The following is a 14,986-nucleotide window of genomic DNA, read 5'->3' as shown; positions in this document are numbered from 1 at the left end:
TTTCTACATTGGTTCATACTGAACAGACAGCTTGCCGCACCTTCCATTGGAGAGCATGCTAGAACATTAAAATGAACTTAGCTAGCTATACAAGCACATTCAAATGGATGTAAAAATAGCCCGATTACAAAGTTAACCATCTTTGCAACCTGGCTATCTTAACAAATTGTCTTAGACCCGTGGCTTTGCGTCCCCACTTTTCAGAAGGTTTGCCTATGCTATATAAAATTTATTTCGCACTTGATATTTTGACCACTTGTTCCTTATAATGACTTGCTCACATCTGGTATTTTTTATGACATAAGTGGTATAAGTCATCACACTAATTCACACCAACGTTAATTGACTTCCTATTTACATTGTTACTTTGCTATAATAAAATAGAGTACCAAAACACATAGCATAACTGGAGGTTAGAACAATGGTTTGTCAAAAATGCAATGCAGCCATTCCGGCTGGTGAAGAAGTCAAACACCGGGGCCAGACACTGTGTGAGGACTGTTATGTGGAAGCGCTGGAACCGCCGCGCAGTTGTGATGTAGCTGCCGTGTACAGTGCTAAATCGGCACGCAAGGCAGCAGGCCAGGAAGGCACCGATGGCCTGACCGACCTGCAAAAAGACCTCTACAATTACGTCCAAGCTGAAGGACCGGTTACACATGACCAAATTATGCAAAAATTAAGCATATCACGGCTACAGCTCGAAAAAAACTTTGCTGTCCTGCGTCATTGTGAGTTGCTGCGTGCTTTTCGGGAAAACGGCCAGGTGTTTATAACTATCTGGACCGAGGGTGGCCCTGGCGAAATGCAGCTTACTGACCGCTAGCCTTGACCTGCCTGCTATTTCGCATAAGAAACTGTTTTCGCTGAGGTGGGGGCACTGAGGCCCGGCGGCCATTAGCATTAGAAAACTGGTACAGATTATATTATATGTATAACAATATATAATGGTTTTGACAATTAGACTGTAGATATAAACATACGGACCGGAATTTATACAAATTGATCATTGGCCGGAAAACAAAACAAGCTGATTTTCCCTTCGGAAAATGCCGCCTGTTTTGTCAACAGCCTGCTTCACAACCTGCATGCAGTGTTCCTAGACGCTAATATGGGCTCAAAAGCAAGAGGAAATCCGTCATGGAACAATTGTCACGTCGGCTACAGGCGATATATTGGCTTTAGCTTTTTCAAGCGTGACGTGCGAAACAGGTTCCAATGGAGAACAGCAACCGGGCGGGAGGAAGTCAATTCTACTTTTGATATAATTTGAAACTATCCGAATTATACTGTATGCCAAGGAATTTGTTATTGCCTAAGACTGGCTTGCTGAATGGTGTTAAATATAATCTAGTCCATTCAATCTACACAGCTAATCTAATTGAACTCAATAAAAATCTCATTTATAATAAAATAATGCATTTTCTTTCTGCTTTACCGACTCAAATTGTCTGAAAAACCTTGTCCAAACGCATTTACTATTGGCCCTTCCCTAGCTGATTCGATGGCGTCTGGGTCAGTGAATAGCAAATTGTTCAAATTCAGGTGTTCCTACTATAAGTCTTCTATCAGTAGTTGTTGTCAAAAAACCTTAATCTCCCTTCTCGCCACGTTGGTCTATATAGTAATGTCAAATAAAATTGGGAGAACCTTATGCTGAGTGGATATCCTGACTTGCGCGGCTGGCTAAGATTCAGTTAAACGGGCCTTCGGTGAGCAATCCGCCACCATAGAAAAAAACAACACGCCTACGCTTCTGATGGTACAACAAACAGGCTTGAGCACAGAGATGGTTATTCCTTTTGGCTTATGGCCAATATCATGAGCGTGGCAACTGCGACAGCAAAATGCTTCAAACAGTCATTGTACCATCCTTCTCCTTAACAGGCAGGAGCTAACCGTCCCCTGAACAGCCTGTACACTTAATTATACTGTATTTTCCCAGTGGGAAAATATTTAGGATAAAAAACGAGATTGCCGCCAAGCAATCTCGTTTTTTATCACTATAATTCTATTGTCTCCCGTATAATGCTGCCAACTGCTTCTTTACATCGGCATTGGCCAAATATTCGTCATAAGACATTTGGCGGTCTACTATACCATTGGGCGTAATCTCAATAATACGGTTAGCTATCGTTTGAATAAACTGATGGTCATGAGACACAAATAAAACAGTGCCGTCATAATTGATTAAGCCGTTATTCAATGAGGTAATCGACTCTAAATCCAGGTGATTGGTTGGCTCATCCAACAAGAGGACATTGGCGCCGCTCAGCATCATTCTCGCCAGCATGCACCTTACCTTCTCTCCACCTGACAAAACATTGGCTTCTTTCAGGCTTTCCTCACCGGAAAAGAGCATGCGTCCCAAAAAGCCTCTAATAAAGGATTCTTCCTGATCACGGGAAAACTGTCTTAACCAGTCTACGAGGTTTAACTCCACACCGTCAAAATACTGGGAGTTATCCTTAGGCAGGTAAGCCTGACTGGTAGTTACACCCCATTTAAAGGAACCGCTATCAGGCTCAAGTTCTTCCATGAGAAGCTTGAACAGGATGGTTTTTGCCATTCCTTCCGGACCGACAAAAGCAATTTTATCCCCTTTATTGACAGTGAAGCTAATATCATTCAAGCTTTGTTCTTCGTCCAGCTTTTTGCTGAGATTTTCTACTGTCAGCAGTTGTGCCCCAGCCTCCCGGTCAGGCTTGAACGCTATGTACGGATATTTGCGGGAAGAGGGTTTAATATCATCAAGTGTAATTTTTTCCAGCAGTTTTTTCCGGGAAGTGGCCTGCCTGGACTTAGACGCATTAGCACTAAAGCGCTGGATAAAGTTCTGCAAATCCTTAATCTTGTCTTCTTTGCGTTTATTGGCTTCTTTAGCCAACTGCAACGCCAACTGGCTTGATTCCAGCCAAAAATCATAGTTGCCTACATAGAGCTGGATATTCTGAAAATCGATATCGGCAATATGGGTGCATACCTGATTTAAAAAATGCCTGTCATGTGACACGACAATAACGGTGTTCGGGAAATCAGCCAGGAAATCTTCCAGCCAGCTGATGGATTCGATATCCAAATGGTTAGTCGGTTCGTCCAGGAGCAGAATATCAGGATTGCCAAACAGAGCTTGGGCTAAAAGTACCCTTACTTTTTCATTGCCGCTGATATCTCCCATTTTAAGCTGATGCAACTCTTCTTTAATCCCCAAGCCATTCAGTAGTTTCGCAGCCTCGGTCTCGGCATCCCAGCCGTCGAGTTCCGCAAACTCACACTCCAGTTCAGACACTCTAATCCCATCTGCATCGGAAAAATCCGGCTTAGCATACAGCGCATCTTTTTCTTCCATAATGGCATATAAGCGGGAATGGCCCATAATGACGGTTTTTAATACTTCAAATTCATCAAATTCATAGTGATTTTGTTTAAGCACTGCCAACCGCTCGCCGGAGGTGATAGCCACTTCACCGGCAGACGGCTCGATTTCGCCTGACAGCACTTTCAAGAGAGTTGATTTGCCGGTTCCGTTCGCGCCAATGAGACCATAGCAATTGCCTGGCGTAAATTTTATATTGACATCTTTGAACAGAATGCGTTTGCCAAATTGTAATGTTAAGTTGCTTGTACTAATCATTGCTTTACCTTATCTTTCTTAATAATCACTTGAAAAATAATTATAACATATTTTTGAAAAAAAATAAAGCCGGCCATGACGGCGAGCTTTTCTTAGTCAACCAGAATAGATAACTCAAAACAATAATAGACTAATGGCCATAACCAGCATCCCCAGTACCAGACCGAACATTTCACTGTGTCCTGTACCTGATTCGCGGGCCATTGGCAGTAATTCATCCAGTGATATATATACCATAATGCCGGCAACCGCGGCAAAGGTAACCCCCAGAACCATTTCATTTAAAAAGGTTTTTAAGACAATATAGCCCAGTAATCCGCCCACAGGTTCTGCCAGCCCGGATAACAGCGAATAGCCAAACGCCTGCAGGGTATTGCCTGTGGCATAATAGATCGGCAAAGCCACAGACATACCTTCCGGGATATTGTGAATGGCAATAGCGGCCGCCAAAGATACCCCTAAAGCCGGATCATCCAGAGTGCCGATGAAGGTAGCCAAGCCTTCAGGAAAGTTGTGCAGCGCAATGGCAAAAGCGGTAAACAACCCCATCCGTTTTAGCTTTTCCGCCGAAAGCTTCTGGGTTTCCTGCGCTGCATTAACATCGACCTCATGGTAGCTCATGTGCTCCGGCACCAGTTTATCCAGCAGAATGGATAGCAAAATGCCGCCAAAGAAGCTGGCAATGGTTATCCACTTGCCCAGAGGATCGCCCATATGAGCAATCAGTGAACCCTCGGCCTGGCGCAAGAGTTCAACAAAAGAAACATAAATCATGATCCCGGCCGAAAAGCCCAGCCCGACAGACAGCAGCCTGGTATTATTCCGTTTTACAAGAAAAGCCAGTAATCCGCCCACACCGGTTGCCAAACCGGCTATCGAAGTTAATATAAATGCTAAAACCACATTGTCGCTCATATCGTCCCCGCCATTTCTACATTGTTAGTTTCAACCAAGTAGAGAAAGTACGTAGCGGCCAATAAATCGGCAACCCCGCCAGGACTAATATTTCGGGCAATAAATAGTTCATCCATTTCTGCAATTTTCGCCCTGCCTGGACCGGCAAGCATACCCCCGCGACTCATTATCCCTTTAGCCTGGTTTTTCACATCAAGCAAAACTTCCAGGCTATGGCGGTTTAAAATCGTAGTATCTTCCACCACCGTCATTAAACTCACCAGTGTATGTACCAGGGCGTCATTCAAAGACAGCCCTGCGGCCAGCGCCTGCTTTAATACCGGCAGACCATGCTCCCGAATACTGGGCATACCGCTCTCCACTTCGCCGCGGATACCGGTTACTCCATATTTCAGGTACAGCTTTTCGCCGGCAGTCAGCCTGACCGGATCTCTCGCCGGCAGCACCGCCAGCTCTCTGCTCACAATGCCTTGCGCCATAACGGCGGCTGTATCAAGAATTTGTTCCCCGGTAACGGTTGCTGACTGTTTCAAGGTATATGCAGCAGCTGCTGCCAGTATCCCCAGCAGGAACAACAGCCCTTTTTGGGTGTTAACACCGCTTGTGGCCTTCATCATCCGGGCTTCACCGTCTTTGCCGATATATCGCAGCACCGGCAATAACTCTGCCGGCAAACCATCGTGCCGGTAGCCGGCGGCGGCACAGCGGAACATACTGCCGGCCAGCGCACTGCTGCTCATCAAAAAGGTGAAGAAATCCATATCGTTGTGCGCACCGGCATTATCCCGGTCTACCAACCCCGGCGCCGGTGTGCAGGCCGCTTCCATCAGCATGGCTTCAACAGCCCAGGCACCTATATCCCAAACAGCTTGTGGCCAGGGGTCGGTGGCTGTCGCCGCAAAAGCTGCCAACCTTGCCTGAACATTAGCTTTAATTTCCTCAAGCGTATGTTTGTTGGAACGGCGGCACAGTACCGCAGGCTCACCGCACAGAAAACAGGTACGTTCCCGCTGGCCTAAGGTACTGCGGGAAATTTGCCTGCCGTCTGCACTAAATACATCAATATCAAACAGCCTGGCATGAAAACCGGCTTCTTCAATAGCAATACAGGAGCGTTTAAGTTCGTCCGGACTACCGTCCGCGACCAATACCGCTGCCGGGCCTGTCGGCCAATACATAAACCGTTCTTCCACAATATCAATGCTGCTCCCGGCAATAGTCCTGAATCTATTGACCGCAGTCTGCAGCAATTGCCGTACCACAGGACTATCTTTGACAGACCCGGGAATATTAGCAGTAAAACTGACTACCGGTAATTGATAACAACAGCGCAGTTCAGCCTGAAGGGAAGCAAGCCGTTCTTTGGCTGCTAATACGTCTTCCAGCGTTATTTGTTTCAACTGCCCACCCCTTCCTATTTCTCCCCCAATTCTACCATATTTTTTGCGAAATATAAATTCTATCTATTTTTCACTTTGGGGTTAAAGTGCTACTATATACAGGAGAGCTTACAGATGGTATATTCATTCCATGAATCAAGGTGAATACATGTATAAACAATTATTATCCATTTTTCTCCTGGCTATAACCGGCGGCTTGTTATTTAACCTGCTGCATTTGCCTTTGCCCTGGACGTTAGGCCCGCTGGTTATAACCATTGTCTGGAAATCAGCTTTAAAAAAAACCGTTTATTGGCCGAAGAAATTACGCAACATGGGCATGGTTGTCCTGGGATATATGATGGGCAGCCCTTTTACCCCGGCAGTCGGCCACCATGTGCTGCAGCAATTGCCGCACATGCTGCTAATGTCAACAACACTGATTGTCCTTTGTTTAGCCACAGGCTATGTATCCGGACGATATACCGGTGTTGGCCTGGCCAACAGCCTGATTGGCAGCCTGCCTGGCGGCTTGTCCCAAATGTCGGTTATCTGCGAAGAAACCAAAGGGACTGATGTGTCCGTAGTTACCTTGATGCAGACAGTGCGGGTGATTACCGTTGTCTTTGTCGTCCCCGTGCTGGCACTGCACGGCATTACCGGTCAAATGACTACAGCCGGCGCCCGGTTGGTTACACCTATGGGCAGCGATGAACTGCCGGTACTGCTCTTTTTTCTGCTGGCCATTCTTGGCTTAATAAAATTAGCCAAATGGGTCAGACTAGCTAATGTATATGTCCTTGTACCTGTTTTGGGAACAGCGCTGCTGGTATTAGCAGGCATACATGCGCCTGTTTTGCCTTCCCCGGTGATTGCCCTGGCACAGATTTTCGTTGGTATTCGCATGGGCAGTGATGTCGACTTTAACAGTCTGACCAACTGGAAAACCATTGCCTTAGTCAATCTGCTTACAGTATTAACAGTAATCGGCCTGTTGTTAGGCACTGCCTACGCCTTCTCCCTGATATACCCGATGTCATTTGTGACGGCATTTATCAGCATGGCTCCGGGAGGTATGTCGGAGATGGGGTTGACAGCCCTGGCAGCTAACGCCGATTTAGCCACCGTTGTTGCCTACCAGTTGTTCCGGCTGCTCTTTATTTTATTAGCCGGCGTACCTATTACCAAATGGCTAATACTAAAGACCCTGCCAAACCGGGGTTAATCCAGTTTGCGCTCTATATCTTTCAACCGGACAAAAAACTTTTCCACTTTACCGATCTCGCCGGTTACCTCATATTCATAAAGCCAGCCGGCCGCCTCACTGCGGCTTTCCACAAACCGCACATCCACCAGGCATTCGTCACCAACAATAACTGCCCGCCGCGGCTCCAGAGGCGTAATAATACTTTCAGTCGTTTTTATAAATTTACGCAATATAGTAACCTCACTTATTTTTGCTTTTTATTATACAAGACAGGCTGTCATCAGTCACCCTTTACCTATCTTTTCCTTGACTTTTTCTTAGTTTCATATTACATTGTTGGTGTCGAAACCTCAAAATGAGGGTAAACTATGACAAAGTGGTGATTGCATTCATGTCGGAAAGAATGAACTTACAGGATGTTCTGAGGGAATATGGCATTCCATTGGCAACCCTCAATGTAACAGCATCGCATCAAGATTGTTTGGATCTCCGCGAACGCCTGATGGCCATCCGCGAGCTAAGTCATGGCAAAGAACAGGGTTATCTTGAAGTCGCCTGTACCTTTTATATTGATGTCCATGATATTGATCGTTACTTAGCAGGAGAATTGCCTAGTTTAGCAGAAATATACACTTTCCCGGAAGATGTAAAGACCCACAAGGAGGAGTAACCTTACTAATGAGAAAATTATTATTATTGACTTTTGTTTTCATGTTCGCTTTTAATGCTGTAAGTTTTGCCGCAATTGGTGGTTCAAGGAGGGCTCCGTCTTTCAAAGCGCCGCCAACCCAATCTTCCCCTGTCAAAAATAACAATTCCAGCGATTATAAGCCTTCAGCCCCGGCACAAAGCTATAATGAAAAAGCACCGGCAGCAGCAGCTAAACCCAATCCCCAGGCCGCTGCTGCACAGCAAGCCACTACCGGTGGCGGCTTCCTTCGTACTGCCGGTCTCCTCGGCGGCGGCATGCTGTTAGGCAGTATGCTGGGCGGTATGTTCGGCTTTGGCGAAGCAGGCATGTTTGCCAGTATAATGGGCATAGTATTCAATGTCATCTTGCTTGCCGCCGTATTTATGGCCGGACGGTATCTATGGGATAAATTCAAAAACAGGGATAAACAAGCACGACGCTAAGTAAAAATTACCGGGCTGCAATGAATTGCAGCCCGGTTTTTATTTGTTTAACAGAAAATTCCCTGTTTTTCTATGGTTAAAAAAATATTTTCACATACTTTTTCAGCAACATTTTTAGTGGGATATGGTAGACACTAGGTGAATAATATACTATAATTAAATTCATGTTTTAAATCTTTATTTAAAAATCCAAGCAGGCTATCAAATGAAAGAGGGTGAATACAGCGAAAGCACCAGTAAGCACCGAAAAGCCCACCGTTAATAAAATTATTGAAGCAGCAATTCCTTTGTTCGCGACCAAAGGACTGGCTGCCGTCTCGGTAAAAGAGCTGGCTGATGCCGCGGGAGTAAACATTGCACTGATTTCTTATTATTTCGGCGGAAAAGAAAACCTGTATGCTTTTGTCCTGGAAAAACAGTTAGCCATACTTGAAAACATAATTGACAACCTTAGTAAGGAAGATATTTCTCCGGTGATGAAAATAAGACAGTTTGCAGCCATGGCGATCGTGACTCATAAAGAAAATCCTTACATAGACCGTCTTTTTTTCGTTGAAATTTTTAATCCCACAAAATATTTCGACAGCACTGTGAAAATTGCCGCCCATCGCCTGCACGCCTTTTTGCAGGACTGTATCAAGGATGCGATCAGCAAAGGGGACTTCCGGTCTGATATCCAGCCGGAATTTGCTGCCATATCGCTGATGAAAATATTGCATATGACCTTTAGCCCGCAGCATGTTTGCAGCAAATTGCTGCCAGACCCGGACAAGGAAGATAATGCCGAGCAATATGCAGCCCAGGCACTTGAAATCTACTTGCATGGAGTAACCAAATAATTTTATATTGTCAAATGAGAGACTAACTATTAAAAGTCAAGCCCGAATTTGAGGATGGAGGACAAAAAACAGATGGTTCAAAAAAGGGTATAGCAAAACAGACGTCCACAGGACGCCATGCGGGCTATCGAGAGAGAATCAGGCTGCCAGACGATAAGGCTCGCCGGATTTCTCCAGAGCATAAATGAGCCGGACCAGCTTCTTGGCAGCATGAGAGATGGCCACATTGTAATGCTTTCCCTCGGCGCGTTTCCTGGCGAGGTAAGCGGCAAAGACAGGGTCCCAAAGGCAAACAAATTTTGTGGCATTGAAGATGGCATAGCGTAGGTATCTGGAGCCGCGCTTCTCCATATGGGCATAGCAATTTTTAAGCTGCCCGGATTGGTAGGTAGAGGGCGACAGGCCGGCATAGGCCAAAATCTTGTCAGGGGAATCAAAGCGTGAAAAGTCACCCACCTCAGACAGAATCATAGCCCCCATCCTGTAGCCAATGCCGGGAATCGTGGTAATAGGCGAAAGCATCTTGTCCATGATGCGTTGGATGACCTGTTCAATTTCCGCAATCTCGGCATCGAGTTCACGGATGAGCCGGATGGTATGCCGCAGTTCCAGTGATTTCGCGGTCGTCACAGAGCCAATCGATTGCCTGGCGGCTTCACGTATCTCTATGGCTTTGTCCCGTCCGTAACGGCCTTTGGAGGATTCGGCAAGCAAATGGGTGAGCCGCGTCAGATGTGCCGCTGCAATCTGCTTAGCCCCCGGGAACTCATCGAGCAAGGCGTAAACAGAGGCCATATGGAGTGACGATACCAGCTTTTCCAGCTCCGGGAACAGGATGCATACCAGCCTGGCAATTGAGGACTTCAGCTTAGCGCGTACCTTCACCTTGTCGAACCGGTATCTGGTGAGTGACTTTAGCTCCTCATTGTGGTAAGCTGTGTCTGTGTAGGGCTTGAGGCCCACATCAGACATGAGCATAGCCGCAATTGTTCGCGCATCGACACGGTCAGTCTTCGTCTTTCGCAGGGTGAGGCTTTTCCGGTAAAGATTGGTGTGCAAGGGGTTAATGACATAGGTGTCCAGACCATTGTCAAGGAGAAACCCGAGAATGTTGTAGCTGTAGTGTCCGGTAGCCTCAAGCCCTACCTTTATTTTGTCCAGGGGCAAAGAACAGGCACGGATTTTTTCCAACAGGTAGCCAAATCCTTCCATGCTGTTTTGGATGGTGAACACATTTGCAAGGACTTTACCCTCCGAACTGATGATGAAGCAGTCGTGTTTATCCTTAGCGACATCAATCCCGACACAAATCATAGCAAGACCTCCAACGGTATTATTTGATGCTGTACCCACAGAACACTTTGCTCTTGTAACCTTGTTCTACATCAACCGTCTGGCGGTATCTAACTGATTAACAAACCTGCAAAGGGCTGCGGTTGGAGCCTCTCTTGAACCATCTGGTGGTAGGAGATAAAACCAATCCACAGCATCCTTTACAGTGTAGCATATAGCCCTTGGAGAGGGGCTCTAATAACTACTACTCTATAATACAAGGAGAAATACTAGTGAACCGAAAAAGCATTATATGGCTGACTGTGCTGTTCTTGGTGGTAACAGCAGGCTGCAGTAAACAGCAGACTGCCCGTCCGGCTCAGGAAGTTGTCGTCAAAGCCATGCAGGTTATTCAGCAGGATACACCTGTTACATACGAGTTTGTTGGTGAAATTATCGCCAAAGACGAAGTCCAGGTCAAATCAGAAGTCTCTGGCAATATCTCCCGTAAATTTGTCAACGGCGGCGATACAATTCGTGCCGGACAACCGCTGTTTGAAATTGACCGTCGCAAATATGCGGCGGCGGTAGCCGATGCCCAGGCGCAGGTGGCCCAGGCGCAGGCTTCGTTTAGCAATATCCAACGCGATGTTACCCGCTATCAAAACCTGGCAAGTCAAGGAGGCATAGCCATTCAGATTCTGGACACGGCTGTGTCGCAGGCCGAGCAGGCAGAAGCTTTGGTAAAAGCTTATCAGGCCAAACTGGAGCAAGCCCAGAATGATTTGTCAGACACCTTAATCGTATCGCCGGTAGATGGCCGGATTGGTGTAAACGAGTTAAGTGTCGGCGGCTATGTTCAGGCCGGCAGTACTGTACTGGCAACTGTCTCAACAGTCAACCCCGTACAAGTGCGCTTCAGTATGAGTGAAAATGAATATCTAAAATTTGCCAAAATGGGCACTTCCCCTGATGCCTGGGGACAAAACCTTAAACTGATTCTCAGCGATGGCAGCGAGTATCCGCTTCCCGGCCATCTGGAACAGATTGACCGGGGAATGGCCAACCAAACCGGTACTCTGGCCATGAAAGCCGCTTTCGATAATCCCAACCAGTTGCTGGTACCCGGCATGTTTGCCAGAATAGTGGCTGTCGGTGAAACCCGGCAGGGAGCATTACTGATTCCCCAGCGGGCTGTTCAGGAAATGCTGGGTAAAACCTTTGTCACTGTTGCCGGCGCCAATAATGAAGCAACGACCAAGCCGGTAAAATTAGGACCCAAAATTGGCAATCTGCAAGTTATCGAAGAAGGGCTTACTCCCCAGGATATCGTTGTTGTCGAAGGATTTGCGAAAACCCAGCCAGGTTCGCCGCTTAACATCACCATGATCGGACTAAATGATCTGACTATTCCGGGCACGAAGTAAGGAGGCGGGTTCATGGCAAAGTTTTTTATTAATCGACCTATCTTTGCGATTGTTATCGCGATTCTCATTACCCTGACAGGCGGTGTTGCCGCCTTTTTCCTGCCAATTGCCCAATATCCGCAGATTACGCCGCCACAGGTCAGTGTCAGTACCGCTTATACCGGCGCTAACGCTGATGTCGTGGAGCAAACGGTAGCCCAGGTCATCGAACAGCAGGCCAACGGCGTAGAAGGTGCAGTGTCTATGACCTCCACCAGTGCCGATACTGGCCGCTACTCACTCAATCTCAAATTCGAATTAGGACAAAATCCTGATATGGTGACAATGTACACCCAAAACCGGGTAGCTCAGGCGAATTCCGGTTTACCTCAGGATGTGCAGCTTATGGGCGTAACAACCCGCAAGGTTTCGCCTGACACGGCTTTGTATTTTTCTCTTATTTCCCCACAGGGCAACTATGACAGCGTGTTTCTCAAGACTTACGGCAGTATCAACATCATTGATGACATCCGGCGGGTTAAAGGTGTCGGTGATGTTGCCGAATATGGCACCGACTATAGTATGCGGGTTTGGCTCAAACCGGATAAATTGGCGCAGTTGGGAATTACGGCTACCGACATCGCCAGTGCCATAAAAGAGCAGAATGTGCAGGCACCGGCCGGTACCATTGGCCAGCTCCCCTCAATACCGGAGCAGGAGTTCCAATATACGGCCAGTGTTCAGGGTCGTCTGACCACCGAAGAAGATTTTAAGAAAGTCATCATTCGCATGCACTCGGACGGGTCGGCGATCTATTTAGGCGATATCGCCACCATTGAATTAAGTGCTAAGGATAATTCGTTTAAAAGTAATTTTGACGGCAAAGATGCCGTTGTTTTTGCAGTCCAGCTCACGACCGATGCCAACGCTCTGGAAACAATCAGCGGTGTACGGCAGGTCATTGACAATGCGGCCAAACGTTTCCCGCCAGATCTGGAATATCGCATCCTTAACGATAGCACCGAATATATTAAAGAGTCTCTGGAAAAGGTATTCCATACTTTCCTGGAAGCCCTTGCGCTGGTATTGGTTATTGTTTACCTATTCCTGCAAAATTGGCGCGCCACCTTGATTCCAATGCTCGCAGTTCCCGTCTCCCTGATCGGCACCTTTGGCGCCTTTGTAATATTAGGATTTTCCATCAATACACTGACCCTGTTTGCCATGGTACTGGCCATTGGTCTGGTAGTTGATGATGCCATTGTCGTTGTGGAAGCGGTTGAGCACCACATGCGGCATTCCGGCCTAAATCCCAAGGAAGCGACAATCCGGGCGATGGAAGAGGTATCCGGTCCGGTTATCGCCATTGCTTTCGTGCTTGCGTCTGTTTTCATTCCTGTTGCCTTTTTCACAGGAACGACCGGCGTTCTGTATAAGCAATTTGCCTTAACCATTGCTGTTTCCATGGCCTTGTCGGCCATTGTAGCCCTGACACTGACACCAGCCTTATGCGCCATGTTTTTAAAGCCATATACTGGTGAAGCTCGCACCGGCATGTTGGGCAGATTTTTTGATCGTTTCAACAAATGGTTTGAGCGGATAACCGAAAAATATTCCGATGGTGTCCGTCATTCAATTCGCCGGGCCAGTCTCTGGGGTGTAGGCTTAGCAGTAATCGTCATATTGTGTGTCGGTATGCTGCGGGTTATTCCGTCCACTTTTGTTCCTAATGAAGACCAGGGCTTCATGTTATCTGTCGTCAGCCTGCCGGAAGGGGCCAATATGAACCGCACCCGGGCAATTGCCAAACAGGTCGGCGAAATCTACCGCTCACTTCCCGGCGTGAAAACCACTGGGGAAATAGCCGGTTTTGATATGCTGGCCGGTGGTCAAAAGCCGAACGGCGCGATGGTAATTGCCGGCCTGGAACCATGGGCAGACCGCACAACACCCAATACACAGTTAAACGCCATTCTGGGGCAGGCCATGGCTAAGGTAAGCACTATACCGGAAGCTACTGTTTTTGCCTTTAACCCGCCTGCCCTGCCGGGCATTGGCAGCGTTGGGGGCTTAACCTTAATGATTCAGGACAGGGGCGGCGCGCCGCTGGACGAAATGAGCAACGTATCCCAGCAGTTTATCGCAGCCGCCAGAAAGCGTCCGGAACTGGCTATGGCGCAATCCAGCTTCCGGGCAGACACTCCTTCCTACCGCTACGAAGTAAACAGGGAAAAAGCCAAAGCGCTGGGTGTACCTGTCCAGGATGTATTTACCGCCCTGCAAACCTTCCTTGGCGGTGTTCAGGTAAATGACTTCAACCGCTTTGGCCGTACCTACAAGGTTATGCTCCAGGCAGAGCCGGAATTCCGCTCCGATGTGGACGCGACCCGCTTCTTCTATGTACGGAGCTCGGCCGGTACCATGGTACCGCTTAATACCCTGATCACACCGGTTGCCACCAGTGGTCAGACGCTGATAAAACGTTATAACGGTTATCCGGCTATGCAAATTAATGCTACCACGGCTGCAGGCTACAGTTCCGGTCAGGCTATGCAGGCACTGGAAGAAGTGGCAGCCGAGGTATTGCCCCAAACCTTTACCTACGAATGGGCGGATTTAAGCCGCGAAGAAAAGCTTTCCAGCGGGCAGACCCCCATTATCTTCGGCTTTGCACTCCTGTTCGTCTTCCTGTGCCTGGCAGCTTTGTATGAAAGCTGGAGCGTGCCCTTTGCCGTACTGTTATCGGTCCCCACCGGCATTTTAGGCTCAGTCCTCTTCATCTATGCCCGGGGAATGGAAAATAGCGTTTACATGCAGATTGGTTTGGTTATGCTTATCGGTCTGGCGGCCAAAAACGCTATCCTGATTGTAGAATATGCCAAAGTCAGGACAGACAATGGCATGGAACCGGTACAGGCAGCCATTGAAGCATCAAAACTCAGACTGCGGCCAATTTTGATGACCTCGTTTGCCTTCATTTTAGGCTGCATCCCGCTGGCATTATCAACAGGTGCCGGAGCTGCCGCCCGTTCGGCACTGGGAACAACAGTTGTCGGCGGCATGGTGGTAGCTACCGGTCTGGGTATCTTCCTGATTCCCGTATTATTTGTTGCTATTGAATACGGAGTTGCTAAATACAAGGCCTTCAAATTGAAACATAGCAGTTGATGCAAAGTTAGTAAAAAGTTTAAAAGAGAGAG

12 protein-coding genes and 1 riboswitch are annotated in these 14,986 nt (G+C 47.5%); of the genes, 7 read left to right on the top strand and 5 right to left on the bottom strand.

Features of this window, described 5'->3' with window-relative positions; translation table 11 throughout:
• Window positions 1-140: 140 nt before the first annotated feature.
• A riboswitch (cyclic di-GMP riboswitch) is annotated at window positions 141-224 on the bottom strand.
• Window positions 225-421: 197 nt separating this feature from the next.
• Window positions 422-826, top strand: coding sequence for a hypothetical protein (locus tag SPSPH_RS06640; RefSeq protein WP_075754374.1), 405 nt, complete (start codon window positions 422-424; stop codon window positions 824-826).
• A 1,185-nt stretch (window positions 827-2,011) separates the two neighbouring features.
• Here SPSPH_RS06640 and SPSPH_RS06635 read toward each other — a convergent pair.
• The 3 genes from SPSPH_RS06635 to citX all read right to left on the bottom strand — a co-directional run bounded on the left by SPSPH_RS06635 (window position 2,012) and on the right by citX (window position 5,949).
• A complete protein-coding gene (locus tag SPSPH_RS06635) occupies window positions 2,012-3,634 on the bottom strand; it encodes an ABC-F family ATP-binding cassette domain-containing protein (protein ID WP_075754372.1) in 1,623 nt (540 codons plus the stop codon).
• 114 nt (window positions 3,635-3,748) lie between these two features.
• On the bottom strand, window positions 3,749-4,549 hold the full coding sequence (zupT, locus tag SPSPH_RS06630; RefSeq protein ID WP_075754370.1) for a zinc transporter ZupT: 801 nt from the start codon (window positions 4,547-4,549) through the stop codon (window positions 3,749-3,751).
• Complete coding sequence (gene citX / locus SPSPH_RS06625) at window positions 4,546-5,949, bottom strand: citrate lyase holo-[acyl-carrier protein] synthase (RefSeq protein WP_083945438.1); 1,404 nt, start codon at window positions 5,947-5,949, stop codon at window positions 4,546-4,548. The genes zupT and citX overlap by 4 nt, the downstream gene beginning before the upstream one ends.
• A 148-nt stretch (window positions 5,950-6,097) precedes the next feature.
• On the opposite strand from citX, the gene SPSPH_RS06620 reads away from it, so the two are divergent.
• Window positions 6,098-7,153 carry an AbrB family transcriptional regulator gene (locus SPSPH_RS06620; RefSeq protein ID WP_075756000.1) on the top strand — a complete coding sequence of 352 codons (1,056 nt, stop codon included), beginning with the start codon at window positions 6,098-6,100 and terminating at the stop codon, window positions 7,151-7,153.
• Here SPSPH_RS06620 and SPSPH_RS06615 read toward each other — a convergent pair.
• A complete protein-coding gene (locus SPSPH_RS06615) occupies window positions 7,150-7,365 on the bottom strand; it encodes a hypothetical protein (RefSeq protein ID WP_075754366.1) in 216 nt (71 codons plus the stop codon). The genes SPSPH_RS06620 and SPSPH_RS06615 overlap by 4 nt on opposite strands.
• A 161-nt stretch (window positions 7,366-7,526) precedes the next feature.
• On the opposite strand from SPSPH_RS06615, the gene SPSPH_RS06610 reads away from it, so the two are divergent.
• The 3 genes from SPSPH_RS06610 to SPSPH_RS06600 all read left to right on the top strand — a co-directional run bounded on the left by SPSPH_RS06610 (window position 7,527) and on the right by SPSPH_RS06600 (window position 9,108).
• Complete coding sequence (locus SPSPH_RS06610; RefSeq protein WP_075755999.1) at window positions 7,527-7,805, top strand: hypothetical protein; 279 nt, start codon at window positions 7,527-7,529, stop codon at window positions 7,803-7,805.
• Window positions 7,806-7,813: 8 nt separating this feature from the next.
• Complete coding sequence (locus tag SPSPH_RS06605; RefSeq protein WP_075754364.1) at window positions 7,814-8,269, top strand: hypothetical protein; 456 nt, start codon at window positions 7,814-7,816, stop codon at window positions 8,267-8,269.
• Window positions 8,270-8,484: 215 nt separating this feature from the next.
• A complete protein-coding gene (locus tag SPSPH_RS06600; RefSeq protein ID WP_075754362.1) occupies window positions 8,485-9,108 on the top strand; it encodes a TetR/AcrR family transcriptional regulator in 624 nt (207 codons plus the stop codon).
• 138 nt (window positions 9,109-9,246) lie between these two features.
• Here SPSPH_RS06600 and SPSPH_RS06595 read toward each other — a convergent pair whose 3' ends face one another.
• Window positions 9,247-10,422 carry an IS110 family transposase gene (locus SPSPH_RS06595; protein ID WP_075754228.1) on the bottom strand — a complete coding sequence of 392 codons (1,176 nt, stop codon included), beginning with the start codon at window positions 10,420-10,422 and terminating at the stop codon, window positions 9,247-9,249.
• Between the two features lie 251 nt (window positions 10,423-10,673).
• Here SPSPH_RS06595 and SPSPH_RS06590 point away from each other — a divergent pair, with 251 nt between their 5' ends.
• Together SPSPH_RS06590 and SPSPH_RS06585 are read left to right on the top strand one after the other, a co-directional pair.
• Window positions 10,674-11,807: an efflux RND transporter periplasmic adaptor subunit gene (locus SPSPH_RS06590; RefSeq protein WP_233138701.1), complete on the top strand. Its 1,134-nt coding sequence runs from the start codon at window positions 10,674-10,676 to the stop codon at window positions 11,805-11,807.
• A gap of 12 nt (window positions 11,808-11,819) precedes the next feature.
• Window positions 11,820-14,954, top strand: a complete 3,135-nt coding sequence (locus SPSPH_RS06585) for an efflux RND transporter permease subunit (protein WP_075754360.1) — start codon at window positions 11,820-11,822, stop codon at window positions 14,952-14,954.
• Window positions 14,955-14,986: the final 32 nt, after the last annotated feature.

This window comes from Sporomusa sphaeroides DSM 2875 (assembly GCF_001941975.2).
Taxonomy (GTDB): Bacteria; Bacillota; Negativicutes; order Sporomusales; family Sporomusaceae; genus Sporomusa; species Sporomusa sphaeroides.
Note: the sequence above shows the minus strand (reverse complement) of the source record. Positions and strands in the feature narration are given on the sequence as shown.